Genomic DNA, 23,555 nt, shown 5'->3' with positions numbered 1-23,555 from the left:
ACCCCCACCGTTTCGATCGATCCCGGATCGCTCCAGGAGGCTGCCCATGAAGCTCTCCCGCGCGCTCGCTCCGGTCCTGGTCGCCATCCTCGCCCTCACCGGCGCCCCCCCGGTGGGCCACCGCCCCGCCGCGGCCGCCGAGGGCACCCTCACCTGGGGGGTGCACGTCACCCTGGCGCCGACCTGGTTCGACCCCGCCGAGACACCCGGCATGATCACGCCGTTCATGGTGCTCTACGCGCTCCATGACGCCATGGTGAAGCCCATGCCGGGGCAGACGCAGGCGCCGAGCCTGGCCGAATCGTGGACGGTCTCGAAGGACGGGCTCGTGTACGAGTTCGTCCTCCGCAAGAACGCCCGCTTCCACGACGGTTCCCCGGTCACCGCCGAAGACGTCAAGTTCTCGTTCGACCGCTATCGCGGCGCGGCCGCCAAGGGCTTCAAGGAGCGCGTCGCGGCCGTGGAGACGCCCGACGCCACCCATGTCCGGTTCCGCCTGAAGCAGCCCTGGCCGGACTTTCTGACCTTCTACTCGAGCGCCACCGGAGCGGGCTGGATCGTGCCGAAGAAGTACGTGGAGCGCGTGGGCGACGAGGGGTTCAAGAAGGCGCCCATCGGCGCCGGGCCCTACAAGTTCGTGTCCTTCACCCCCGGGGTGGACCTGACGCTCGAGGCCTTCGATCAGTACTGGCGCAAGCCCCCCAGCGTCAAGCGATTCGTCTTCCGCGTCATTCCCGACGAGGCCACGCGGCTGGCCGCGCTCAAGCGCGGCGAGGTCGACATCGTCTATTCGGTGCGCGGCGAGCTGGCCGAGGAGCTCCAGCGCACGCCGGGCCTCGCCCTCAAGCCGGCGGTGATCCAGGCCTCGTTCTGGATCTATTTCCCCGACCAGTGGGATCCCAAGTCCCCCCAGCACGACCGCCGCGTCCGGCAGGCGATCGGCCTCGCGCTGGACCGCAATTCCATCAACCAGGCGCTCACCCTCGGGCACTCGCGCATCACCAACAGCATCGTCCCCAGCACGTTCGAGTACTTCTGGCAGCCCCCGGCCGCCGTCTACTCGGTGTCGCGCGCGAAAGCCCTCCTCGCCGAGGCCGGCTACGCCAACGGCTTCGACGCCGGGGATCTGTCGTGTGACGGCTCCTACGCGAATCTCGCCGAGGCCGTCGCCAACAATCTGGCCGCGGTCGGCATCCGCACGCGACTCCGCCCGCTCGAGCGCGCGGCGTTCTTCAGCGCATATTCCGACAAGAAGCTCCGGGGCGGGCTCATCCAGGCGGCGAGCGGCGCCTTCGGCAACGCGGCCACGCGCCTGGAGGCCTTCGTGGCCACGGGTGGCACGTACGTCTACGGGACGTACGCCGATCTCGACGGCCTCTTCCAGGAGCAGGCCACCGAGATCGACCGCAAGCGCCGCGAGGCGACGCTCCACAAGATGCAGCAGCTGCTGCACGACAAGGCGGTCTACGCGCCGATCTGGGAGCTGGCCTTCCTGAACGGCGTCGGCCCGCGGGTGGGCGAGTCGGGGCTCGGCCTCATCAACGGGCACGCCTACTCGGCGCCGTACGAGGACGTCACCCTGAAGGGGAAGTAGCCCTCAGAGCGACACGCGCGGGGCGCCGGGCACGATCGCGAGGTGAATCGGGTTCACCCCCGGCATCTGGCCCGCGAGCGTGAGGATGGCGTCCTGCGCCTGCTCGATGGGGAACGAGAGCGAGTGCAGGCGCTCGAAGGGATAGCGCCGCGAGCCGATGATGTCCACGGCCTTGAACGTCTCGGCGACGGGCATGCTGAGCACGCCGCGAATGGTCAGCTCCTTGTAGATCACGTCGTCGGCGAGCAGCGCCTGCGTGGGCCGCCCGCCCTTGAGCCCGGCCACCACGATGCGTCCGCGGCGCACCGCAATGGCGACGGCGTCGGTGAGCGACCGCGGCGCGTAGGGTGTGGTGTCCACCACCACCTCGGCGCCGCCGCCGAGGGCCTCGCGCACCTGGGCGACCACGTCGCCGCCCTCCGCGTCGATGGCCGCGTCCGCTCCCAGCTCGCGCGCCAGCGCCAGCTTGGCCGCGTCGCGCGCGAGTCCGGTGATGACCACCTTGCGGGCGCCTGCTTCCCTCGCCGCGATCACGCAGCAGAGCCCGCGCTGGCCAGCCCCGAGGATGGCCACGCGGTCGCCGGGGCCCGTCGCCGGCACCGTGCCGGCCCACGAGATCCCCGCGGCCAGCGGGTTGAACATCACCGCGACCTCTGGAGCGAGATCGGGATCGGCCTGCTTCACCACGGAGAGGGACGTGAGGTACATGTGCTCGGCATAGCCGCCCCAGAGGAACGGGGGCTTCTCGACGTCGGTGTAGCCGTACGTGCCGCCGCGCGTGCGGCACGCCGCCGGCTCGAAGCGCCGGCAGGCCTCGCAGCGCCCGCAGCCATAGCCGGATCGGACGGCCACGCGGTCGCCCACGCTCACGCGCCACCGCTCCTTCGCGGCGCGGCCGATCTCCTCGATGCGGCCCAGCGGCTCGTGCCCCGGGATCACCGGATATTGCTTGTAATCCTCGGTGTCGGGGAGATGGCCCTCGTACTGCTCGTAGTCGCTGCCGCAGATCCCGCAGGCCTCGATACGCAGCAACGCGTCGTCTGGCCCGACAGACGGACGCGGGAAGTCACGCAGCTCGATCGTCTTCGGCTGGACGAGCACCGCCGCGCGCACGCGCCCGCCCGCGCTCATGCGCAGCATCCGCCTCGGATCGGCGCCGCGGGCAGCACGCGGTCGGGCTCCCAACCCCACGGGCGCGGTCCCCAGTCGGGCTGGAACACGCGCCCGCGCTTTACTGTCACGAACGGCACGAAGGCCTTCTGGACCCGGAGGCTCGCCCCGACGACATCCTTCACCACCCAGTCGCCCTCGCGCAGCTCCAGCACCGAGATATCGGCCTGTCGGCCCACCGCGAGGCTTCCGAGCCGCCCCTCGGCGCCGATGGCCTTGGCAGGGTTCTCCGTGGACATGGTGACGACCTGGGCCAGCGTGAAGCCCAGGCCCAGGAAGCGCGTCATGATCTCGACCATGCTGTGCACGGTGTGGATGCGTCCGGGCACGGTCAGATCGGTGCTGATGCAGTGCGGGAGCAGCCCCTGATCGATGCACCGTCGTCCCACGTCGAACGAGAAATTCATGCGCCCGTGGGCGGTGTCGAGCCAGACTCCGCGCGCCGCCGCGTCCCGCGCCTCCGGCACCAGCTTGCCGTTGGCGTCGAGCACCCCGCCGGGATTCGCGGTGAAGTAGTGGGTGAGGATGTCGCCCTTCTCGAGCAGCGGCAAGAGCTGGTGAATGACCTTGGGGTCGTAGCGCCTCTCGGTGTCGCCGATGTGCACCATGAGCCGCGTGCCGCTTTCCTTGGCCGCGCGCTTGGCGAGCCTCGGCATCTCCATGCCCATGATCTCGAGGGCGGGCGACACCATGCGCGCCTTGATCCCGTGGATGAGCCCCTTGTACTGATCGAGGGTCTTGAGCGTGTCGTCGAGGTTCACGCTCGACTCCGAGACGATGTCGGGAAGCGTGGCGAGCCCGGTCTGGCAGATGTGCAGGAACGGGATCACCTCGGTATGGCAGTGCGGCAGGATGTGGCGAGGAAACGCCGCGAAGGTTGCCGCGCCCGCGCTGCCCGCGTCCACGATGGTGGTGACGCCCGAGAGCACGCCGCCCAGGTCCGGGTTCACCCCGGTGCGATTGACTCCTTCGAACACGTGGGCGTGGAGATCGATGAGGCCGGGCGTGACGAGCTTGCCGCCGACCTCGATGACCCGCACCGCCTCTCCCGCGGGGATGTCGGCCGCGATGCGCGCGATCTTGCCGTCTTGCACCGCGACGTCTTGCACGCCGTCCAGCCGGGTGGACGGATCGAGGACACGGCCTCCCTTCAGCACGAGATCGAACATGGCTCCCCCCGGGGTCGGATCAGCAGCGGATGACTTGAACGCGGTAGGCCCGAGCCTCGGCCGGCGGCATCGTCGCCGCCTCCCACGACCGGGCATAGGTGAAGTGGAGCGTGGTGGTACCCGACCGCCGGGCGAGGAAGACGAACACCTCGCGCTCGGGCGCGCCCGGCGTCGCGAGGTCGCGCTCGATCGATCGGCTGACCAGCGTCACGGTCTGGGCATCTTCGCCGTCGACCATCCAGCCGTAGCCGGTGCCGGCGCGACGGTCGAGGGCGACCGTGAAGGTGGTGCCCTCGGAGACGGTCAGATCGCGATCGGACACCGCGGCGGGGGTCGTGGCGCACCCGGCGCCGAGCAGCAGGGCCGCGACCGCGGCGCGAGCACACCCTGCCGGGCTCGGGCGGGAGCGCCACGTGGTCATGGGGGGACCATAGCACGCGCGCCCTGCCCGCGCCCGGCGCGGGAGAAGCTACCTAGCTCTTCTTGCTCTTGGCCTTGCGTGAGGCCTTGGCGCGCGCGGCGCCGATGGCGGTCTTCACGTCCTTCGCTTCCTCGGGGGGCGGCAGCTGGGCGGGCATTCCGAGCGAGTCGATCCAGAGTTCGCGGCACCAGCCGGTGGTGTGGTAGAGGTGCTCGTCCTCCTGGTCCTCGACCTTCCCGTGAGCTTCCTTGAGCGCCTTCCCCTCATCCCCCTTGAGCTTGTCGCCGCACATACCGATGAGCTCCCAGTTCAGGTGATCCTTAGTCTCGGCGAGCACGACGCACTCGGTCGCCACGATCTGGGCGGCGCCGGGAATGCCCGAGTCGAGCGCCGTCTCCATGGCCTGCACCAGTGAGGCGCCGATATGGCGGACGACGAGCCGGCCGGGTGTTTCCACCTCCGGATTGAGCCCGAAGGCCTCCATCGCCTCGCGGACGATCTCGATGTGCTCGCGCGTCTGCTCGAGGTATTCCTCCCACTCCTCGCGCAGCTCTTCGTTCTCGGCGCACTTGAGCGCGGTCTCGTAGATCTTCTCGCCGCCCTGCTCCGTCTCGTAGGCCTGATACAGCAGCTCCGCGATCTGCTCCTTGTGCATGCCCTGCCTCCCTGCGGCGCTCCGCGCCGGTATTCGCACGAGCGTGGAAGCGAGCAAGGGCCATGCCGCCGGGCATGCGCCTTGCTCCACGAACAATGTCGAGCGCGTAGGCCCGCGGGTGGGTCGAAGCGACAGGGCCAAGGCTACCGGGGCCGGGAGAAAGCGACGTGGGGACGACGCGGACCGAGAAGACCAACATCGAGAAGATCGCCGATCTCGAGGCGCAGCACCTCAGCCAGCGCTCGATGATGGAGCGCGTGGGCGACCGGCTCGTCGCGGTCGCCGGGACCGGGACCTTCGCCCTGGTCCACGTCATCTGGTTCGCCGCCTGGATCGTGCTGAATCTCGGGTGGCTGCGAGGCTGGGCGCCGGCGCTCGCCCCGTTCGATCCCTATCCGTTCAACCTCCTCACCATGGTCGTCTCGCTCGAAGCGATCTTCATCACGATCGGTGTGATGATCAGCCAGAACCGGATGACGCGCCTCGCCGACCGGCGCGCCCACCTCGACCTCCAGATCAATCTCCTGGCCGAGCAGGAGTCCACCGCCACCCTGCGCCTTCTCGCCCGCATCGCGGAGCGGCTCGGGATCGAGCCCGAAGCAGCGACCCGGCAGGAGCGCGCCGCCCTCGAGGCGGAGACCGACGTCAAGGAGCTTGTCACCGAGCTGGAGCAGAAGCTCCCCTGAGCTGGTGTATTCTCCCGGCATGCAATCGCGGCGCGTCGCGCTCGCGGTGGGCGTCGGGGTCGTCTACGTCCTGGCCGGCAAGCTGGGACTCGCCTTCGCCTTCCTGCACGCCAGCGCCACGCCAGTCTGGCCCCCCGCCGGCATCGCCCTCGCCGCCCTCTTGCTCTTCGGGCCTCGACTCTGGCCCGTCATCTTCCTGGGCGCGTTCGTCATCAATGTCAGCACCGCCGGGTCCATCGCGACCTCGCTGGCCATCGCCGCCGGCAACACCCTCGAGGCGGTCGTCGGCGCGCGCCTCGTCACCCGTTTTGCCGGGGGCGTCGACGCGCTCGAACGGCCGCGGGACATCTTCCGCTTCGTCGTGCTCGCCGGCATCGTCAGCACGGCGCTCAGCGCCACCATCGGGGTGACGAGCCTGGCGTTCGCCGGCTACGCGAGGTGGGCGGACTACGGATACATCTGGCTCACGTGGTGGCTCGGCGACCTGGCCGGCAACCTCATCGTGGCGCCGCTCATCCTGCTCTGGACGCGGCCGCTCGGCCTCGGCCGGCTCCGCACACGCTGGCAGGAGGCGGTGCTCCTCGGGCTCTCGGTGCTGGTCATGGGCGAGCTGGTGTTCGGGGGCTTCATGCCCGCCCTGACGCAGAACCGGCCCATCGCCTTCCTGTGCATCCCGATCCTCCTCTGGACGGCCCTGCGCTTCGGCCAGCGCGAGGCGGTGACGGTGATCGCCCTGCTCTCGACCATCGCGGTAGGCGGCACGTCGCGGGGCGCGGGCCCCTTCGCGGTCGGCTCCGCCAACGAGTCGCTGCTGCTGCTCCAGATGTTCATGGCCACCATGGCCGTCACCATGCTGCCGGTGGGCGCGGGCGCGCTACAGCGCCACCGCGCCGAGGCGGCGGCCCGGGAAAGCGAGGAAGGGCTGCGTCTGGCCGTCCAGGCCGGCCAGATGGGCACCTGGGAATGGACGATCGCCACCGGACGCGTCGTCTGGTCCCCCGCGCTCGAGGCGATCCACGGCCTCTCCCCAGGCTCCTTCCGCGGCACTTTCGACGCCTTCCGCGCCGAGATCCACTCCGAGGACCTCATCCGCATGGAGAAGGCCATCGCCGAGGCGCTCGAGACCGGTACCCATCGGCTCGAGTACCGGATCGTCCGGCCGGACGGGGCCGTCCGCTGGCTCGAAGCGCGCGGCGAGCTGACCCGCGACGAGGACGGCCGGCCCGAGCGCCTGCGCGGGGTCTGCCTGGACGTCACCGCGCGCAAGGATGCCGAAGCGGAGCGGGAGCGCCTGCTCGAGCAGGAGCGCGCGGCGCGCGCGCGGGCCGAGAACGGCGAGCGGCGCCTCGGCTTCGTGGGCGAGATCGCCCGCTCGATCACCGCGTCGCTCGATCTCGGGACCGTGCTCCAGCGCATCGCCGACGGCGCCCAGGCCTTGTGCGGCAGCGACACCGCCGCGATCTTCCTGCGTGCGGGCGACACGATGCAGCCGCGCTACCGGGTGGGGGCGTGGCCCGCCCGCTATCCGCCGGTGACCGTCCGCGCCGGGGAAGGGCTCGGCGGCCTCGTGATGCAGACGGCCCGCGCCGCGCGCACCGGCGACTACCGCCGCGACCGACGCGTCTCCGCCGCCCATCACACCCTGGCGCAGGAGACGGGGATCGTCGCCTTGATGGTCGTCCCCATCATTATCCGCACCGAGGTGGCCGGCCTCCTCTACGTCAGCAACCGCAGCACCCGCTCGTTCACTGACGAGGACGAGGCGGTGTGCACGCGCCTCGCCGAGCAGGCCGCCGTCGCGATCCAGAACTCGGAGCTGTTCACGCAGCAGCAGGCGGCGCGGTCGGAGGCGGAGGCGGCGAACTATGCCAAGGACCAGTTCCTCGCCATGCTGGGCCATGAGCTGCGAAATCCCCTGGGGGCGATCAGCAACGCCGCCCACGTGCTCGGCCTCGCCGGTGACACGGGCCCCCTGGTCGCGCGCGCCCAGGGCATCATCAGCCGTCAGGTCCGCCAGCTCGGCCGCGTGGTCGACGATCTGCTGGACGTGTCGCGCGTCACCAGCGGCAAGATCACCCTCGAGCGCGAGCCGCTCGACCTCGCGGAGCTGGCGCGCCGCGCCGTCGCGCTCGTGGGCACTCTCGAGGGCGGACCGCGCCATGCGGTGACGGTGGACGCCGAGGAAGTCTGGGTGGACGCGGACGCGGCGCGTCTGGAGCAGGTGGCGGTCAATCTCCTCGACAACGCCGTGAAGTACACGCCGCCCGGAGGAGCGATCCGGATGACGGTGCGGCGCGACGGGCAGGATGCGGAGCTGGAGGTCCGCGACTCCGGCATCGGCATCGCCGCCCCGCTCCTGCCTCGCGTGTTCGACCTCTTCGTGCAGGGAGATCACTCGCTCGATCGCAGCAAGGGCGGCCTCGGCATCGGGCTCACGCTGGTCCGCCGGCTCGCCGAGCTGCACGGCGGCACGGTCACCGCGTCCAGCGCCGGCGAGGGGCAGGGCAGCGTGTTCACGGTGCGCCTGCCCGCGATCGCTCGGCCGCGGGCCCTCGGGCCCGCGGCGGCATCCCGCGCCTCGGCCTCCGCGAGGCGGGTCCTCGTCATCGAGGACAACGAGGACTCGCGCCTGTCCCTTCGCGAGCTCATCCGGGGGCTCGGCCACGACGTGCACGAGGCAGCCGACGGGCTCGCCGGCGTGGAGTCCGCCCTCGCGATCGCGCCCGACTTGGCCTTGGTCGACATCGGACTACCCGGGCTGGACGGCTATGAAGTGGCCCGGCGGCTGCGCCGGCACCCGATCGGCCAGCGCCTTCGGCTGGTCGCTCTTACCGGCTACGGTCTGCCCGAGGACCGGCAGCGGGCCATGGAGGCGGGCTTCGACCGGCATCTGGTAAAGCCGGTGGATCCGGCACAGCTCGCCGCGCTGTTGGGAGAGCAATAGAGGGTCCAAATTTCTGGCACATGCCTTGCTGTCTCTCCTCGTACGGGCGAATAACGCAACGGGAGGGGCCTTTGCGTGTGTAAGAGTTTCTGCGGAAGGTCAGAAGGTACACGTCGATGACTCCCACTTCGCCGGACTCTAGGAGCCTTTCAAACCCTGACCGGAACATCGGGCGGCTGGCCCGGCGGCTGTGCATCGTCGCCCGCAATCACCCGCTCCTCTTCGGCTATCTCTCGACCCTGTTCCGGGACCGCCCCATCGGCTCGGAGCAGATCGAGCTGGTCATCGATCGCCGGCACCCCGAGTCCCCCAGGCCGCCGGACGTGGAGCGCCGCCGCCCCTCCGAGGTCGACGAGGAGCTGCGTCGCCGCGGCTTCGCGTTCGTGGTCGAGCCGGGGGAGACCTTCCGGCCGCGCGACGCTGCTCGGATAGAGCACACGGTCGAGCTGCTGGCGGGGATGGAAGAGCGCAGCTGGCCGTTCCGGCGCCGCCGGCGCCGCCCGGTTATCGAGCGCATCTGGGGTCAGCGGGCAGGTCGGACTCTCGCGATTCTGGGCGGGGTTGCGCTGGTCGTCGCCTTCGCGTCCTCGGAGTTCCGGATGAACGACCTACGCGACAGTGACCTGATCGGGTGGCCGCTCCGCTCGTTGAGCCGTGTGGCCTCGTCCACGGCGCCGGCGGACAAGCCACAAGCGGATGCGCCGGCGCCCGTGGTCACCCCACCGGCACCGCCGGCCCCGGTGCCCGCCGCCCCGCCCGCGCCAACTACTACCGCTCCGAGTGCGCCGGCCCCGGTGGCCATCGCGCCCCCGGCCCCGCCGGCTCCGGTCCCGCCGGCCCCCGTCGCAGCGGCGCCGCCGGCCCCGGCCCCGCCGGCGCCGATCGCGGCAGCTCCTCCGGCTCCGGCCAAGCAGACGCCGGTCGCCGCGGCTCCCCCGGCCCCGCCATCCGCCGCGCGCTTGGTGCCCCATGGTCCGGCGCCGGCACCCGCGGCCCCCGCGCAAGCCGTCAGCCCGGCGACACCGCCCGCGCCGCCCAAGGCCACGGCGCCGGCGCCGAAGGCGATGGCCGCCGCGGAAGCGCCCGCCGTCTCGAGCCGGAACCCCGGCGCGGCGCCGCGCGAGGCCGCGTCCCGGGCCGCCCTGCCCGAACGTCCGCGCGCCCTCGCCTCCTCCTCGTCCGCCGCCCCGATGGGGAGGACGTCCGCGCGCGAGCCGGCCGCCCCAGGCTCCGGGCGCGAGCCGGCGGGCGCCGTCGCCACGACCGCGCCGGCCCCGGTCTCCGGTGACCTTCGCATCGAGCTCTCGCGTAAGCCGACGTCCGCCACCGGCGGCGGCGTGGTGTTCCTGGTTCGCGTCACCGATCTCGCGGGACAGCCCTTGTCCGACGCAGAGGTCTCGATGCTGGCGGGACGCCGTCCCGGTGGCGCGCTATTCGAGACGCGGCTCTATCCCGCGGAGAGTCCCGGCACATTCCGTAGCGGCGTGATCCATCCGAGCACGCTGCCGCCCGATCTCACTGTCATGGCGGTCGCCGGCAACCGTCACGTCGAGACTCTCGTCGCGCGCTGAGCGCGCCGCGGCGGCGCCGCTCTCGCCTTTCTCCGGCGAACGCTGTAGGCTGGTCCGCCATGAGGGACAGTCGCGCGCGCATCCTGACCACGCACGCGGGCAGCCTGCCCCGCCCCGATGACCTCATCGAGCTGAATCGCGCGCGCCAGGCCGGGGAATCGTCGGACGAGGGCGCCTATCAGGCGCGCCTGGCCGCGGCAGTCACCGACGTCGTGCGCCGCCAGCGCGCGGCGGGCATCGACGTTCCGGGCGACGGCGAGTTCGGCAAGGCCATGGGCCAGCGCGTGAACTACGGCGCGTGGTGGAGCTACTCGTTCCAGCGGCTGGGCGGCCTCGAGCTCGGCATGGAGCTCTACCGCATTCCCGCGCAGCGCTCCACGCCCGGCCACGCGCGCCTGACGAGCTTCGGCGACCGGCGCGATCGCGCCCTCTTCGCCGCCGCGTATGCGGACGCCGACTCCGGAGTGTCGACGAATCGCGGCGGGCCGGGCATGCGGCTGCCGGTGTGCCGCGGGCCGATCACCTACACCGGCGGCGAGGCGATCCGGGCGGACATCGCGCACATGAAGGCCGCGCTGGGAGCGGCGGGCGTGGCCGAGGGCTTCATGACGTCGATCGCGCCGGGCAGCGCCTCGCGCATCGGCAATGAGCACTACAAGACCGACGAAGAGCTGATCTACGCGTGTGCGGAGGCCATGCGCGAGGAATACCGGGCCATCCTCGACGCCGGACTCGTCCTCCAGCTCGACGATCCTGCCATCGCCGAGAACTGGGACATGATCAACCCCGCGCCCACCGTGGACGAGTACCGCGCGCTGTCGATGGTGCGCGTGGAGGCGCTCAACCATGCGCTCCGGGGGCTGCCCCAGGAGCGCATCCGCTTCCATCTCTGCTGGGGGAGCTGGCACGGCCCACACGTGACGGACATTCCGCTGCGCGACATCGTGGACGTGATGCTCGCGGTGAACTGTCGGGCCTACTCCTTCGAGGCCGGCAACGTCCGCCATGAGCACGAATGGAAAGTCTGGCAGGACGTGAAGCTCCCCGCGGGCAAGGTCCTGATTCCCGGTGTGGTGAGCCATGCCACCAACGTGGTGGAGCACCCCGAGCTGGTCGCCGACCGGATTGCGCGCATCGCTAACCTCGTGGGACCGGAGCGCGTCATCGCGGGCACCGACTGCGGGCTCGGCGGACGCATCCACCCCGACATCGCCTGGGCCAAGCTCGAGACGCTGGCCGAGGGCGCCGCGCTGGCCTCACGCCAGCTCTACGGAGGGTCCTGATGGCCACCACGCAGAAGGACAAGGCCGTTCGCTTCCGGGCTCTCCACGAGGCGCCGGGCTATTTCGTGATCCCCAATCCGTGGGACGGCGCCTCCGCGCGCATCCTCGCGGGTCTGGGCTTTCTCGCCCTCGCGACGTCGAGCGGCGCCCAGGCCGGCACGCTGGGCCGGCGTGACGGCAAGGTGACTCGCGACGAAGCGCTCGCGCACGCGCGCGCCATCGTGAGCGCGACCGATCTGCCCGTGGCCGCCGACCTCGAGAAGGGCTTCGGCGACGCGCCCGCGGCGGCGGCGGAGACCATCCGACTGGCCGCCGAGGTGGGGCTGGTGGGCGGGTCCATCGAGGACGCCACCGGCGACAAAGACAAGCCCCTCTACGACGCCGCCCACGCGGTGGAGCGGGTGGCCGCGGCGGTGGAGGCAGCGCGCAAGCTCTCGCTCCCGTTCACGCTGACCGCGCGGGCGGAGAACTTCCTCCGCGGGAATCCAAATCTCGACGACACCATCAAGCGCTTGCAGGCATACGAGCGAGCGGGTGCGGACGTGCTGTTCGCGCCTGGGCTGCCCGACCTCGCGGCGGTGCGCACGGTCTGCCAGTCCCTCTCCAAGCCCTTCAACTTCATGGTGGGCATCAAGGGACGGTCGTTCACCGTGGCCGAGCTGGCCGATGCCGGCGTGAAGCGAATCAGCCTCGCCACGTCCCTCTACCGCGCGGCCATGACGGGGCTCCTCGACGCCGCGCGCGAGGTGAAGGAGCAGGGCACGTTCGGCTACGTCGACCGCTCGGTCCCGACCCCCGAGCTCAACGCCTACCTGGAGGGCTGAGAGCGGCGGACCGGCTACGCGCGAGGTCCGACGCCACGCGCGGGCGCGGCGGGCTGCACCGCCTCGTGCACCTCGGCGACGATGCGCGTCCACTGCGCGTCGGGCTGCTGCTCGCTCGCCCGATCGCGGCGCGCTTCGCACCAGTGCATGAGGAGCTGCCCCTGCTCGAGGGGCAGATCGAGCGGCCCCTGCGTTCCCGCTCCTCGCACGGCCGCTGCGACACCCGGATCGAGGCGCGGCGTCGCTTCAGCGTCGAGCGCGGCGAGAACGGTCCCGAAATGCTCCGGAGTCCAGTGGATGTGTACGTTCATGGCGACCATGTGACCACCGACCGCGTCGCGCTGCAATACCTATGATGCTGAGAACCTAATAGTGATCTCGATCCTGTCTTGACCGGCGCGCCGCCGCCGGGCACGATGCAGAATGATGCGACAGCGCCTGCACTTCTCGATGATCCGCGGGTTCCACCTTGCGGATCTCTTCACGATCGCCAATGGGTTCTGCGGGATGGGCGCCCTGTTCGCGGCGATGACGTTCCTTACCAGCGTCGACCGCCGGTGGCTCTGGGGGGCGGCCCTCCTCGTGCCGGTGGCGCTGGTCTTCGACGTGCTGGACGGCCGCATCGCGCGCTGGCGGCACGCCGCCTCGCCGATGGGGCGTGAGCTGGACTCGCTCGCCGACGTGATCTCGTTCGGGGTGGCGCCCGCGGGCATCGCCTTCGCGGCCGGGCTCACCAGCGTCCTCGACACGCTCGTGCTCCTGTACTTCGTGGGTTGCGGGCTGAGCCGGCTCGCCCGCTTCAACGTCACCGCCGAGGCGATGGCCGGCGACGCCGGCAAGGTTTCCTACTTCGAGGGCACGCCCATTCCCACCAGCGTGGTGCCGCTCGCTCTGCTCATGCTCGCCTTCCAGCGAGATGCGCTTCTGCCGGTGTCGGTGCTAGGCGCGGAGCTTCACCTCGTGGGGCTGCTCTTCTTCTTGTCGGGAAGCCTGATGATCAGCAAGACCCTGCGCATCCCGAAGCTCTAGCTTCCGCTCAGACGAGGGCGCGCAGGGCCTCCAGGTGGGCGGCGTCGTGGTGCGTTGCCACGAGCACGAGATCGTCGAAGCCCAGCGCCTGCACGTGACGCAGTCGCTCGAGGACGATCTCGCGGGGCGCGACGAGGTCGAACGGGTCATCGGGCCCCGAGGGACTCGGTGCCGGCGCGTCGAGCCGCACGTTGACGTTGGTGAGGACGGCGCGGCGGCCGCCGAGGGCGCGGAAGCGCCGGATCCCTTCGCCGATCAGCCGCCACGAGGAGCGCGCGCCGGAGCCAATCCAGCCGTCGAACTCCTTGGCCGCCCGCTCGATCCAGCGCGAGCCTGCCCATGAGCCGATCAGGATCGGCGGGCCGCCGGCAGCGTCCGGCCACGGCGCCCCGAGCTCGGAGTCGCCCACGCGCTCCCCGGCCCAGAGCCGCCGCATCGTCGCCAGCGAGGCGTCGAGCGCGCGGAAGCGCGAGTCGAAGTCCACGCCCACCGCGGCGAAGTCGGCCGCGGTCGAGCCCGCGCCCACTCCGAGCCGCAGCCGGCCGCCCGTCACGAGATGCGTGGTGAGGACTCGGTGGGCCAGGTCCATCGGACGGCGGAGCGGCACCTGCAGCACGCCGGTGCCCAGCTCCAGCCGGCGCGTGACCGTGCCCGCGACGGACAGCGTGGTGAGCGGGTCGGGCAGGAGAAAGCCGCGTCCCAGCGAGTCGAACACCCAGGCGCTGTCGAAGCCCGAGCCCTCGATGCGCCGCGCGACCTCGGCGAGGGTGCCCGCGGCGAGGGGCCGGCCGCCGTCCTGACGCGGCATCGCGAGGCCGAGGCGCATGGCGGGCCCTCAGGCTCGCGACGCGGCGTGCAGCGCGATCGCCGGCGGGGCCTGACGGGCGATCCGACTCGTCTCGAACGTGTAGAGGAAGTTGGTGAAGCCGAGATCGTAGTCGGAGAGCCCGTTCTGGCCCGTCACCCGCATGCGCGCGTCGTACACACGGCGCACCCCGGCGTCGAGCCCGCGCCCCACGAGATGGGACGGCGGACGCAGGCGCCGCAGCGTGGCCGCCAGCTCGGGGCGGAGCGCGGCGCGGGTGGCGAGGCGGTCGAAGGCCGCCTCATCGCCGTGGGCGAGCACGCGGAGATTCCGGTACAGCCGCTCGAGTAGCGCGGACTGCACCAGGCGCGGCTCGCCGGACTCGACGAGCGCCAAGTAGGCGAGCACCTGGGCGTCGAGCTCCTTCCAGTAGCCCTTCCGGTGGCTGAACTCGTGGGCGATGATGTGCGGCTCGAAGAAGCCGGCATCCCGGAAGAGAGCCACATCGCCGGTGAGGATGTCGCACGCGCCCAGCGCGGACGGAAACGCCAGGCTCACGAGCCCGAAGCTCCGCACCTCCGCGCTGCTCCGCACGCGCTGGCCGGTGATGCTCGCGATGTAGTCGGCGAGGCGCTGCTCCACCTCGATGGCGAGCTCGCGCCGCGAGGGGCGCGCCAGCACCAGCCCGTCGTTCAGCCGCTCGGCGAGCGCAGCGACCTCGGCCTCCCGCCCTTCGCGCGGCATCGGCATGAGATGCCGGCCGTCGGCGCCGAACTCCTGCAGGAAGGCGACCCGCCGGATCCGCCGCCGATCGCGCCAGTCGCGCAGCGCGCTGCCGAGGTAGAGCCCGAGCGCGGCGACCTTCACCGCACGGCCGAGGGGGGTGACCCCGAACAGCGCGCGCGCCACCAGGGGGGTGGCGATCAGCAGGTCCATCGGCGCTACCGGCCAATAGGTGGCACGGTTCGCGATGCGGATCTCTTCGTCGGGCGGGCGGCGCACGAAGGACGAATAGCGCCACCGCCCGCGCGTGTCAAGGCCTTCCCCGTTCACGCGCTCATGAGGTACGACGGCACCCAGCTCCCGCGCAGAATCGTGGACGAGATCGTGCTGTAGTCGAAGCCCCGCGCGTCGCGCACGAGGCGGTTGACGTCGAAGAGATGCGGCGTCTCGGGCAGGTCCCGGCAGAACGCGCGCATCATCGGCGCGACCAGCCTCCGGGCCGCCCGCACCCCCAGCGGCCCCAGGAAGTTTCGGCGCTGGCCCACGTGAGCCAGCTCGTCGGTCATGATCTCGTGCAGCAGCTCCCGTACTCGCGCCCGCGCCTCCGGCTCGCGCGCGAGCACGTCGTCGAGGAGGCGATCGATGTGGAGGTAGAACGTGAGCCCCATCAGCTCGGTGACGAAGGCGGCGGGGGCCATGAGAGGCCCGGGGACGTGGGGGAACACGCGGTAGAGTCGCCCCATCCACCTGCCCAGCGGCACCCACTGCACGCCATCGAGGTGGAAGGTGCGGAAGATCTCCTCGAAGAGCCGCATGTGGCAGAACTCCTCGCAGAGGTGATATCGGCTGATACGCTCCTTGGTCGTCCGCGCCGCCGCCATGTTGCACGTCTGGTCCCACGCCGCGGAGATCCCGACCCACTCGTGACGGGCGAACTTGTAGAGGAAGGTCAAGAAGAGCGTGGTGTGATCGAGCGAGCGTGGATCCACCCGCAACGCCACGCAGTTCTCGTAGAAGATCCCGGGGTTCTTCAGCGGGACGCGCGTCCGCACCGGCTGCGTCCGGAAGCGGGCCATCAGCGTTTTCTTGGCCGCGAGATCTCGCTCCTCTTCGAGGATGGCGCCGTCGCGCGCGAGGGTGTAGGCCCAGTAGGCTTCGAAGTTTTCCCGCCGCTCACGGCCGCGGCTCGGGGCGAAGATGGAGCGAAAGCGCTGGTCCGGCATGCGCACCCCCGGCAAGGTAACCGGCACGTCGGGCGGGGACGCGCCGCACCGACGCACTCATGATCGCACCCTGCGCAAACCCTTCACGCGCTGCGCCTTGACGGCGTCGGCGCCGGCGCGTAGGAATTCCCCCATGCGACGCGTGCTCGCGGTCGTCCTCCTCGGCGGGCTGCTCCTGGCTTTCGCCGCGCCCGCGGCGGAGGCGCACGGCTGGGGCCTCGGCGCCGCGATCGCGGGCCTCGCCACGTTCGCGGTGTTCGCGCCGATCGTGGTCGCGGGCACCGTCATCGCCGCGACGGTGCCGCCCGTCTATGCGCCTCCGCCGCCGCTCTACGCCCCGCCGCCCGTCAGCTATGCGCCGGCGCCCGCCTACACCGCGCCCGCCCCGGCGGCGCGCACGACCTTCCGGAGCGCATCCTCTTCCGCGAACGTGGTGCAGTACGCGAACGGCCGCTACGTGCTGCGAGGCGACGGCGTGACCACCGCGTATCAGTGGGTCTGGATCCCGAACCCGCCCCCTCCCCCGCGCCAGTAGCCGCCCGCCGGGGCTACGGCAGCTTGCCCAGCGCTTCTTCCGGGATGCGCGACAGCTCGCGCAGGAGCCGCCCCGCCCACCAGTAGATGTTCCGCTCGCGCACCGTCTGGCGCATGCGCACCATCCGGATGCGCTGCTCCTCGGGGGGCATGCCAACGGCAGTGCGAATGCTCTCCGCCAGCTCGTCCAGATCGTAGGGGTTCACCACGAGCGCGTCGGTCAGCTCGCGGGCGGCGCCGGTGAAGCGGCTCAGGATCAGCACGCCGCGCTCGTCCTCGCGCGTGGCCACGAACTCCTTGGCGACGAGATTCATGCCGTCGTGGAGCGAGGTCACCATGCAGAAGTCCGCATGCCGGTAGAGCGGCACGATCTCGGAGTGATCATGGTGCCGGTCGAGGTAGAGGATCGGCCGCCAGCTCTTGGTGGCGAGCCGGGTGTTGATCTCCATCACGGTGTCGCGCACTTCCCGCTGGAGGTCCTGATAGCGCTTGATGAGGCTGCGGCTCGGGGAGGCGACCTGGACGAACGTGACGCGCTCCCGGTACTCGGGATAACGGTCGAAGAAGCGCTCGAGGGCCCGGAAGCGCTCCACGAGGCCCTTGGTGTAGTCCACGCGCTCGACGCCCACGCCCAGCAGCTCGATCGACGAGAGCCCCAGCCCCGCGAGCACCTGGGCGCGCGTGGTGGGCGGCACGTCGGGCGGCTCGGTGGCGACGCTGATGGGAAACGGCTTCACCTGGGTGACCCGCTGGCCGCGCGTCACCGTGAAGCGCTCCCAGTCCACCCGGCACTCGATGGCGCGCTCCACCGTTTCCAGGAAGTTGTTGCAGTGGTACTGGGTGTGGAATCCGATGAGATCCGCGCCGAGCATCCCCTGCAGGATCTCGGGCTGCCACGGGCAGATGCCGAACGCCTCGAAGTTCGGCCACGGAATGTGCCAGAAGATCGCCACGCGCGCGTCCGGCCGCGCCTCCTTCACATAGGCGGGCAGCATCGCGAAGTGATAGTCCTGGATCAGGACCAGCGGCGTGTCCACGCCTTCCATCTCGTCCAGCAGGGCGAGCGCGAACTTCCGGTTGACGTTCTTGTAGTGCTCCCAGTCCTCCGGGCGGAACTGCGGGCGCGTGTGCACGATGTGGCACAGCGGCCAAAGCCCCTCGTTGGCGAAGCTGTAGTAGTACCCCTGCTCCTCCTCCGGTGTCAGCCAGACGCGCCGGAGCGTGTAGCGCGGATCGTCCGCCGGCACGCCGAGGCGGCCGCGCTCGTCCGAGGACTCGCGGTCGGCGGAGCCGCTGCCATGCGCCACCCACACGCCCCCGCACGCGCGGAGGATTGGCTCCATGGCGGTGACGAGGCCGCTCGCCGGCGTCTGCGGGACGATCTTTCCGTCCTTGTGGACGTGGCTCACCGGCTCCCGGTTCGACACGACGAAGAAGGGACCGCCGACCTGGAGGTTCACGAACTGCTTCAGCCGCTCCTCCGTCCACATCGTCTCGCCCCGCAGGCGGAGCGCGGCCTCCTGCTCGGCCGCCTCCTGCGCCCGGTGGAGGCGTCGCGCGAGCCCGGACACCTCGAGGGCGAGCGGCCCGAAGAGACCCGCGTCGGCGATCTCGGGCGGGGGGCCGGCGCGCCCCGCCTTGAGCGCCTTGGTCCACTCCGCCATGCGGGCCATCGGCTGCGTCACGGAGAGACGCAGCAGCAGGACGGTGATGCCGGACAGCACGAGGGCGAGCACGAGCACGCGGAGGGCGTTGTGCCACCAGAGCGTCCTCTCCGCCTGGGCGAGGCTCGAGGCGTCGAGGACCACCGCGAGGGCGCCGATCGTCCGCTCGCTCCGATCGAGCGGCGTCGCGTAGACGAACACCGCGCGCCCGTCGAGCACGCGGAAGCCCTGTCGCACCGAGCTGGTCGAAAGCGACTCGATGACTTCGGGGAGCGCGGCCACCCGCGGCCGCGCGTCATCCGGCACCACGGCGATGGGATTCGCGATCTGGTCGTAGACGGCCACGAGCTGATTGGGGCGGCCGAAGCGCTTGAGGATGCGCTCGACGGGCGCGGTGGAGCGTCCACCGACGCCCAGCACCGGCCCCACCGCCTCCTTGAGGCCCTCGGCGAGCAGCGCCGCGCGCCGCTGGAGATCGCGCTCGAGACCGGCGCGCTCCTCGCGGATCTGCAGGGCCGTGAAGCCGCCGACCACGACGACCACCGCGAGGCAGAGGGCGAAGACGAGGCGCGCGGTGATTCTCATCGGCGGAGCCGCCGCCGGAGGAGCTGGCACTCACACAACCTATCTGTATGTGATATCGGATACCCGTCCACGGCTGAATTTAGCGTGAGAGCCGGCGAGCCACAACCGCTTCGTGCGCCCGCTCCGGGGCCTCATCCGGCCGCCGGCGCGGGCGCCGCGGCCAGGCGCGGCGCGTCGCTCGTCGACGGCGACTGGCGGTACCAGGACGGGACCAGCGCGCCGATGGCCACGCTCACGATCACGACCGTCGCCAGCACCTGGCTCAGCGGGGGAATGCGCTCGATGGGCTGGGTGTCGAGGAGCAGCCGGTAGACGAGCAGCGACGTGGGCACCATGAGGGCGACCATGCCGACCGTCTCGACCGTCCGGAGCGAGCGGTGACCCAGCCGCATCGCCGCGAGGTCGCCCGGCTCATCGTCCGCCATCACCGCGACCGCGTAGGCCACCGCGAAGGTCATGATGGTCCACGGCAGTGCCTCCGCGAATCGCACCCATGCTTCGCCGAAGCCGAGCTTAGCGTAGTAGACGACCTTCACACTCAGGCTCACCGCCGCACCCGCCACCGCGGCGACCAGCGACCACAGGAGATAGGCGGCCCAGGGACGCCCCCCGCCCGGCGCCCGCCGCGCCGCCGGCCAGCGGCTCTTCGGCTCCAGCGCGCACCAGAGCGAGACGCAATAGATCGCCGCAATCATCACCGAGCGGAGCACCAGGTCCACGGGGGTCTCCCCGGCCCGCCGGTGCGGCATCACGCTGAAGACAAAGAGAAATACCACGCTGCCCAGCGTGAAGAGGAGCATCAGGGTGTTGAGCGAAATGCGCCCCACCGGCTGCACCTCCACCTCGAAGCCGAGCGCGCCGAGCCGGCGCGCGCGCCGGTGCTCGGTGAGCTCGCAGAGGAGTACGGCGCGGCTGATCGCGTCGTTCGCGTCGCGCAGCAGCGCCTCGACGGCGGCGGCCACGTCCTCGCGGTACGCGGTGAGCGTCGCGAGCGTGCGCGCGTCCTCGCCCTCGGGACCGCGCCCGAGCCCGTAGGCGCGCCCGACCTTCACGCCGACCTCCTCGCAGCGCTCCCGCAGCGCTTCGAGCTCGCCCGGGCACTCGACGAAGTACTCGCGCAGCCCGCCCTCGGCCTCCCACACTTCGACACGCCGGAGCAGCGTGGCCAGCCTGAGCCAGCGGCCGAGCAGGGTGTCCCCGGCCGCGTAGCGGAGGTCCACCTCATCGAAGCCGCGGGCCAGGAGACCGGGCATGATCTCCGCGTACTCGTCCTCGGACGCGGACCGGAACCCGGCGCGCTTGAGCTCCACGGCGAGCCGGCGCACCTCGTAGGGGATCGCCGCCATGTGCTGGAGTCGCACCCGCACGAAGTCGTCGAGGGCGGCCAGGGCGGGCACCTTGGTCAGGAGCACGGTCAGCAGCAGCGCCACGACCACGGACGGCGACTGCTGGAGCGCGCTCGGCACCTCGGCCCCGAGCTGGGGCACGAGCTCCCAGATCTTCTCGAGCACGGAGGGGGAGAAGAGCAGGCCTCCGTAGAGGAGGACGCCGATCCCGCAGTAGAGGATGACCGCGGTGTAGTACGACGCTGCGGTGGTGGTGGCGCGGCTGGCGTAGGCCAGCCCGCGCGCCCCGGGCTCGGCCGGCGGCTTCCGGAACCGCTCGAATCCGTAGAAGGCCACGAACAGCGCGCCCACGTATGTCTCGACCTTGCCGAGGAGCTCCAGCTGCTCAGTCATGGCGCCTCCCCCTTGTGCGCCGCGTCCGGGGCGGCGCCGCCGCGGTCGGTTTCCGAGCGCGAACGAGTGCATCGAGCGGTCCAATCGGTCTCTGGGGTCCGCGCGTCATCGCATCACGCGCGGTTACCTGATTTGCCCCGGGGGCGCCTGCGCGTCCAAGGCGGGCATCGCGCCCCGGCATCGGGCGCGCCTATGACGCGGGTGCGGCATGAAGAGGACTAAAAAGTAGTACGAATACTTCGCAGAGGAGCGGGTTTAGCCCTTCACGGCGTAGGTGACGACGGCCTCGACGATACCCTTCACGGTCTCCGGCGGCATGGGGGTCAGGACGAAGTGCGGATCCAGCTCGGCGCGGAGCGCCTCGGTGACCAGGATGTCCACCTGATGGACACGGGTCAGGCCCTGGACACGGGCGGCGAGGTTCACGGTGGAACCGACGAACCCGTACTCCATGCGCTCGCGCGCGCCGATCAGGCCCGCGAGCCCGGGTCCGCGGTGGATGCCGACGCCGAGCGCGAGCGCGGGCAGTCCCTCGGCGGTCAGCTCGACGTTGTACGCCTCGAGCGCCGCCCGCATCGCGAGCGCCGCGCGCACGGCGTCGTCGCACTGCCAGGGATTCGGCTGTATCGCGCCGAAGTAGGCAAGGATGCCGTCACCGAGGAAGGTGGACACATGCCCGCGGTGCTGATGGATGGCATCGCTCATGCGCTGGAAGTAACCGTTGAGAACCCGGGCCAGCACCGCGGGCTCCAGCCGCTCGCTCATGGCGGTGTAGCCCACGAGGTCGGCGAACAGCGCGGTGGCGACCTTGCGCTCGGCGGTGGCTTCCGCGCTCGGCGTGGTGCCGTCGGCCACGAGACGCTGCACCACGCCGGCGGGCGCCAGCCGCGAGCAGGCGACCTGGAGCTGCTGGAGCTCGAGGGTGGCGGCGTCGAGCTGGAGGCGGAGCCCCGCCGCCCGCCGCCATTGCTGGTAGAGCGCCCCGGCAAGCGCGGCAAGCACGATGAGCGCCGCCCCGACCAGGGCCCCGCGAATCACGGGGCGTCCACGACCATGGCGCCGAGCCGGCAGAGGCCGTTGGCGAGCGAGGCCACCCCGATCGCCTCGAGGAGCTGGGGTTTGGCGAGCTGCTCGCGAAGCGCGCGGACGCGGCGCTGGATCGTCGCCGGCTCGTACCAGATGGTCTCCCGCGCGAACGGGACGAGCAGCCGCTCGACGGGGTCGAGCTCGGGCGCGTCGAGATGGGTGAGGACCTGGGCGACCGTCGCATCCGAGATGCCCTCCCGCCGAAGACCGCTGACGATCTCGTGCGGGCACGTCTGGCACGAGAGGCCCCGAGAGACGACGGCGAAGATGAGCAGCTTGCAGCGACGGGTCAGCACGGGCGAGGCCCACAAGGCCTCGAGGGTCCGGCCGAGAGCCGCTGCGATCGGTGAGCCCTCGTACGCGCGCACGAGGCGCGAGTGCGGGGGGACGGAGGCAGCCCCCTCCGGCGTGCGCTGGCCGTGGAAGCGGCTCCGCCGGAGCATGAGATTCATCAGGGGCCGCATCAGCCGCACGTGGAGCTGCTCCGGCATGCGCTCCATCGGCCGGCTGGGAATGGCGGCGATCGAGTGCGCGCGGTTGCTGAAGTCGGTGAGGGCGACCGCAAAGGCGATCTCCCGCATCTCTTCCGCCCCGACCCCCGCCCGCGCCAGCGCCTCGCGCGCGGCGGCCGCGCCCGCCGGGCCCGTGCGCGACTGGCTTCGCCCGAAAGCGATCGCGGCCAGCGTGCGGGGCGGCAAATCGGCCCGCGCGAGATCCTGCTCGATGCGCTCGATGCGCGCCCGGCTCATGCCCTGCGCCCAGAGCATCGCCCGCACCGCGGCATAGCAGAACCGGCAGGAGTTCTCCTGGCTCACCACGAGCTGGACCAGGTCCATGACTTCGTAGTCCAGTCGCAGCAGGAGACCGTACTCCGGATGCAGGTCGACCAGGGCGCGGGCGAACCACGGCACCGGCGCGAAGTAGGCCAGGGCGGGGTTGGGCATGCGCTGCTTGCGGCGGGCGTATGTTTCGAGGGCGCGGTCCCGCTGCGGCTCGAAGGGGCACGGTTCCCAGGCGACGTGATCGAGCGCGGTGGCCATCAGGCGCTCGGCACCCACGGCCAGTACTTCGCGATGGCCCCGGCGTCCACCCGGAGATCCATGCCGGTGATCATCTCCGCGTCGTCGGAGGCGAGGAACACCGCGGCGCGCGCGTAGTGCCGCGGGCTGGGCAGCGCGCCGGTGGGGATCATCCGGGCGAAGTCGAGCAGCCGCGGGCGCCGCTCCGCGGGCGGCCGGCCCCAGGCCTCGGCGCGCGCGAGCCCTTCTTCCACGTCGGTGGCGGTGGGGGTAAGGCTGTTGACGCGGATCCCGTGCCGCGCCAGGTCCATGGCGGCGGCCCGCGTGAAGTTCAGCAGCCCGCTCTTGCTCGTGCAGTAGCCGATGTTGCCGGGCTGGCCCTGATGGCCGGCCGTCGAGCCGATCACGATGATGCTCCCCCGTGTCCCGCGCTCGACCATGAGCCGAGCGACGTGCTTGGTGCAGAGAAAGGTGCCGGTGAGATTGACCGCGAGCTGCCGGCTCCAGCGCTCCACGGGCATATCGAGCACGCTCTGCCCGCCCAGGATACCAGCATTGTTCACGAGGACATCGACTCCGCCGTAGGCCTCGCGGGCCCGCGCCACCGCGGCCTGCACCTGCGCCTCGTCCGACACGTCGCAGGCCACCCCGACGGCCTGGCCCCCCCGGCCGGCAATCCAGGCCGCGCACTCGCGCGCGTTATCCGCGCTCACGTCCACGCACACGATCCGGGCGCCCTCGTCCGCGAGCCCGCCGGCGATGCCGGCGCCGATGTTCGGGCTCGTCCCCGTCACCATCGCGACCTTGCCCTCGAGCTTCACGCGCGGCTCC

Annotated in this window: 21 protein-coding genes; 8 read left to right on the top strand and 13 right to left on the bottom strand. The window is 71.3% G+C overall.

All coding sequences use genetic code 11. The features are described 5' to 3' along the window. Window positions 1-46: 46 nt before the first annotated feature. Window positions 47-1,594 (top strand): ABC transporter substrate-binding protein, encoded by a 1,548-nt coding sequence (locus VFX14_17140; GenBank protein ID HEU5191413.1) that lies wholly within the window; start codon window positions 47-49, stop codon window positions 1,592-1,594. A gap of 3 nt (window positions 1,595-1,597) precedes the next feature. Here the strand turns inward: VFX14_17140 and VFX14_17135 are convergent, their stop codons facing one another. The 4 genes from VFX14_17135 to VFX14_17120 are packed head-to-tail and all read right to left on the bottom strand — an operon-like array spanning window position 1,598 to window position 5,009. Then, the gene (locus tag VFX14_17135; protein HEU5191412.1) at window positions 1,598-2,725 is read right to left on the bottom strand and encodes a zinc-binding dehydrogenase; all 1,128 of its coding nucleotides are present in this window, start codon (window positions 2,723-2,725) and stop codon (window positions 1,598-1,600) included. Continuing rightward, window positions 2,722-3,933, bottom strand: a complete 1,212-nt coding sequence (locus tag VFX14_17130) for an amidohydrolase/deacetylase family metallohydrolase (GenBank protein ID HEU5191411.1) — start codon at window positions 3,931-3,933, stop codon at window positions 2,722-2,724. Before VFX14_17130 ends, VFX14_17135 begins: the two co-directional genes overlap by 4 nt. Window positions 3,934-3,952: 19 nt before the next feature. Further along, window positions 3,953-4,354 (bottom strand): protease inhibitor I42 family protein, encoded by a 402-nt coding sequence (locus tag VFX14_17125; protein HEU5191410.1) that lies wholly within the window; start codon window positions 4,352-4,354, stop codon window positions 3,953-3,955. A gap of 52 nt (window positions 4,355-4,406) precedes the next feature. Then, entirely contained in the window at window positions 4,407-5,009 is a 603-nt protein-coding gene (locus VFX14_17120) for a DUF892 family protein (GenBank protein ID HEU5191409.1), read from the bottom strand. 167 nt (window positions 5,010-5,176) lie between these two features. On the opposite strand from VFX14_17120, the gene VFX14_17115 reads away from it, so the two are divergent. The 5 genes from VFX14_17115 (at window position 5,177) to VFX14_17095 (ending at window position 12,317) form a co-directional block, all read left to right on the top strand. Beyond that, window positions 5,177-5,695, top strand: coding sequence for a DUF1003 domain-containing protein (locus tag VFX14_17115; protein ID HEU5191408.1), 519 nt, complete (start codon window positions 5,177-5,179; stop codon window positions 5,693-5,695). 19 nt (window positions 5,696-5,714) lie between these two features. Further along, the gene (locus VFX14_17110; protein HEU5191407.1) at window positions 5,715-8,639 is read left to right on the top strand and encodes an MASE1 domain-containing protein; all 2,925 of its coding nucleotides are present in this window, start codon (window positions 5,715-5,717) and stop codon (window positions 8,637-8,639) included. 116 nt (window positions 8,640-8,755) lie between these two features. Then, window positions 8,756-10,210 carry a hypothetical protein gene (locus tag VFX14_17105; GenBank protein ID HEU5191406.1) on the top strand — a complete coding sequence of 485 codons (1,455 nt, stop codon included), beginning with the start codon at window positions 8,756-8,758 and terminating at the stop codon, window positions 10,208-10,210. Between the two features lie 59 nt (window positions 10,211-10,269). Beyond that, window positions 10,270-11,493: a cobalamin-independent methionine synthase II family protein gene (locus VFX14_17100; GenBank protein HEU5191405.1), complete on the top strand. Its 1,224-nt coding sequence runs from the start codon at window positions 10,270-10,272 to the stop codon at window positions 11,491-11,493. Continuing rightward, window positions 11,493-12,317: an isocitrate lyase/phosphoenolpyruvate mutase family protein gene (locus VFX14_17095; protein ID HEU5191404.1), complete on the top strand. Its 825-nt coding sequence runs from the start codon at window positions 11,493-11,495 to the stop codon at window positions 12,315-12,317. The genes VFX14_17100 and VFX14_17095 overlap by 1 nt, the downstream gene beginning before the upstream one ends. 14 nt (window positions 12,318-12,331) lie before the next feature. Here VFX14_17095 and VFX14_17090 read toward each other — a convergent pair whose 3' ends face one another. Beyond that, a complete protein-coding gene (locus tag VFX14_17090; protein ID HEU5191403.1) occupies window positions 12,332-12,664 on the bottom strand; it encodes a hypothetical protein in 333 nt (110 codons plus the stop codon). Between the two features lie 79 nt (window positions 12,665-12,743). Between VFX14_17090 and pssA the strand changes: the two genes are divergently transcribed. Beyond that, window positions 12,744-13,346, top strand: coding sequence for a CDP-diacylglycerol--serine O-phosphatidyltransferase (pssA, locus tag VFX14_17085; protein HEU5191402.1), 603 nt, complete (start codon window positions 12,744-12,746; stop codon window positions 13,344-13,346). Window positions 13,347-13,353: 7 nt separating this feature from the next. Here the strand turns inward: pssA and VFX14_17080 are convergent, their stop codons facing one another. The 3 genes from VFX14_17080 to VFX14_17070 are packed head-to-tail and all read right to left on the bottom strand — an operon-like array spanning window position 13,354 to window position 16,097. Continuing rightward, window positions 13,354-14,172, bottom strand: a complete 819-nt coding sequence (locus VFX14_17080; protein HEU5191401.1) for an LLM class flavin-dependent oxidoreductase — start codon at window positions 14,170-14,172, stop codon at window positions 13,354-13,356. A gap of 9 nt (window positions 14,173-14,181) precedes the next feature. Further along, a complete protein-coding gene (locus tag VFX14_17075) occupies window positions 14,182-15,204 on the bottom strand; it encodes a DUF3810 family protein (protein HEU5191400.1) in 1,023 nt (340 codons plus the stop codon). Further along, a complete protein-coding gene (locus VFX14_17070; protein HEU5191399.1) occupies window positions 15,201-16,097 on the bottom strand; it encodes a hypothetical protein in 897 nt (298 codons plus the stop codon). The genes VFX14_17075 and VFX14_17070 overlap by 4 nt, the downstream gene beginning before the upstream one ends. Before the next feature lie 133 nt (window positions 16,098-16,230). Here VFX14_17070 and VFX14_17065 point away from each other — a divergent pair, with 133 nt between their 5' ends. Further along, window positions 16,231-16,632, top strand: coding sequence for a hypothetical protein (locus tag VFX14_17065; protein ID HEU5191398.1), 402 nt, complete (start codon window positions 16,231-16,233; stop codon window positions 16,630-16,632). A 13-nt stretch (window positions 16,633-16,645) separates the two neighbouring features. Here the strand turns inward: VFX14_17065 and VFX14_17060 are convergent, their stop codons facing one another. The 5 genes from VFX14_17060 to VFX14_17040 all read right to left on the bottom strand — a co-directional run bounded on the left by VFX14_17060 (window position 16,646) and on the right by VFX14_17040 (window position 23,545). Continuing rightward, window positions 16,646-18,880 (bottom strand): trehalose-6-phosphate synthase, encoded by a 2,235-nt coding sequence (locus VFX14_17060; protein HEU5191397.1) that lies wholly within the window; start codon window positions 18,878-18,880, stop codon window positions 16,646-16,648. Between the two features lie 131 nt (window positions 18,881-19,011). Further along, complete coding sequence (locus VFX14_17055) at window positions 19,012-20,619, bottom strand: hypothetical protein (GenBank protein HEU5191396.1); 1,608 nt, start codon at window positions 20,617-20,619, stop codon at window positions 19,012-19,014. 255 nt (window positions 20,620-20,874) lie between these two features. Beyond that, window positions 20,875-21,657 (bottom strand): adenylate/guanylate cyclase domain-containing protein, encoded by a 783-nt coding sequence (locus VFX14_17050; GenBank protein HEU5191395.1) that lies wholly within the window; start codon window positions 21,655-21,657, stop codon window positions 20,875-20,877. Beyond that, complete coding sequence (locus VFX14_17045; GenBank protein HEU5191394.1) at window positions 21,654-22,745, bottom strand: hypothetical protein; 1,092 nt, start codon at window positions 22,743-22,745, stop codon at window positions 21,654-21,656. The genes VFX14_17050 and VFX14_17045 overlap by 4 nt, the downstream gene beginning before the upstream one ends. Further along, window positions 22,745-23,545, bottom strand: a complete 801-nt coding sequence (locus VFX14_17040; GenBank protein HEU5191393.1) for an SDR family oxidoreductase — start codon at window positions 23,543-23,545, stop codon at window positions 22,745-22,747. Before VFX14_17040 ends, VFX14_17045 begins: the two co-directional genes overlap by 1 nt. Window positions 23,546-23,555 lie beyond the last annotated feature (10 nt).

The organism is Candidatus Methylomirabilota bacterium (genome assembly GCA_035764725.1).
GTDB lineage: Bacteria > Methylomirabilota > Methylomirabilia > Rokubacteriales > CSP1-6 > DASRWT01.
This window is presented reverse-complemented; position numbering and strand designations above follow the sequence as displayed.

What these genes read in the sequence shown, in the direction of transcription:
- VFX14_17140 (HEU5191413.1), top strand. Translation starts at nt 47, where the DNA reads ATGAAGCTCTCCCGCGCGCTCGCTCCGGTCCTGGTCGCCATCCTCGCC.
- VFX14_17135 (HEU5191412.1), bottom strand. Translation starts at nt 2,725, where the DNA reads ATGAGCGCGGGCGGGCGCGTGCGCGCGGCGGTGCTCGTCCAGCCGAAG.
- VFX14_17130 (HEU5191411.1), bottom strand. Translation starts at nt 3,933, where the DNA reads ATGTTCGATCTCGTGCTGAAGGGAGGCCGTGTCCTCGATCCGTCCACC.
- VFX14_17125 (HEU5191410.1), bottom strand. Translation starts at nt 4,354, where the DNA reads ATGACCACGTGGCGCTCCCGCCCGAGCCCGGCAGGGTGTGCTCGCGCC.
- VFX14_17120 (HEU5191409.1), bottom strand. Translation starts at nt 5,009, where the DNA reads ATGCACAAGGAGCAGATCGCGGAGCTGCTGTATCAGGCCTACGAGACG.
- VFX14_17110 (HEU5191407.1), top strand. Translation starts at nt 5,715, where the DNA reads ATGCAATCGCGGCGCGTCGCGCTCGCGGTGGGCGTCGGGGTCGTCTAC.
- VFX14_17105 (HEU5191406.1), top strand. Translation starts at nt 8,756, where the DNA reads ATGACTCCCACTTCGCCGGACTCTAGGAGCCTTTCAAACCCTGACCGG.
- VFX14_17100 (HEU5191405.1), top strand. Translation starts at nt 10,270, where the DNA reads ATGAGGGACAGTCGCGCGCGCATCCTGACCACGCACGCGGGCAGCCTG.
- VFX14_17095 (HEU5191404.1), top strand. Translation starts at nt 11,493, where the DNA reads ATGGCCACCACGCAGAAGGACAAGGCCGTTCGCTTCCGGGCTCTCCAC.
- pssA (HEU5191402.1), top strand. Translation starts at nt 12,744, where the DNA reads ATGCGACAGCGCCTGCACTTCTCGATGATCCGCGGGTTCCACCTTGCG.
- VFX14_17080 (HEU5191401.1), bottom strand. Translation starts at nt 14,172, where the DNA reads ATGCGCCTCGGCCTCGCGATGCCGCGTCAGGACGGCGGCCGGCCCCTC.
- VFX14_17070 (HEU5191399.1), bottom strand. Translation starts at nt 16,097, where the DNA reads ATGCCGGACCAGCGCTTTCGCTCCATCTTCGCCCCGAGCCGCGGCCGT.
- VFX14_17065 (HEU5191398.1), top strand. Translation starts at nt 16,231, where the DNA reads ATGCGACGCGTGCTCGCGGTCGTCCTCCTCGGCGGGCTGCTCCTGGCT.
- VFX14_17060 (HEU5191397.1), bottom strand. Translation starts at nt 18,880, where the DNA reads ATGAGAATCACCGCGCGCCTCGTCTTCGCCCTCTGCCTCGCGGTGGTC.
- VFX14_17055 (HEU5191396.1), bottom strand. Translation starts at nt 20,619, where the DNA reads ATGACTGAGCAGCTGGAGCTCCTCGGCAAGGTCGAGACATACGTGGGC.
- VFX14_17045 (HEU5191394.1), bottom strand. Translation starts at nt 22,745, where the DNA reads ATGGCCACCGCGCTCGATCACGTCGCCTGGGAACCGTGCCCCTTCGAG.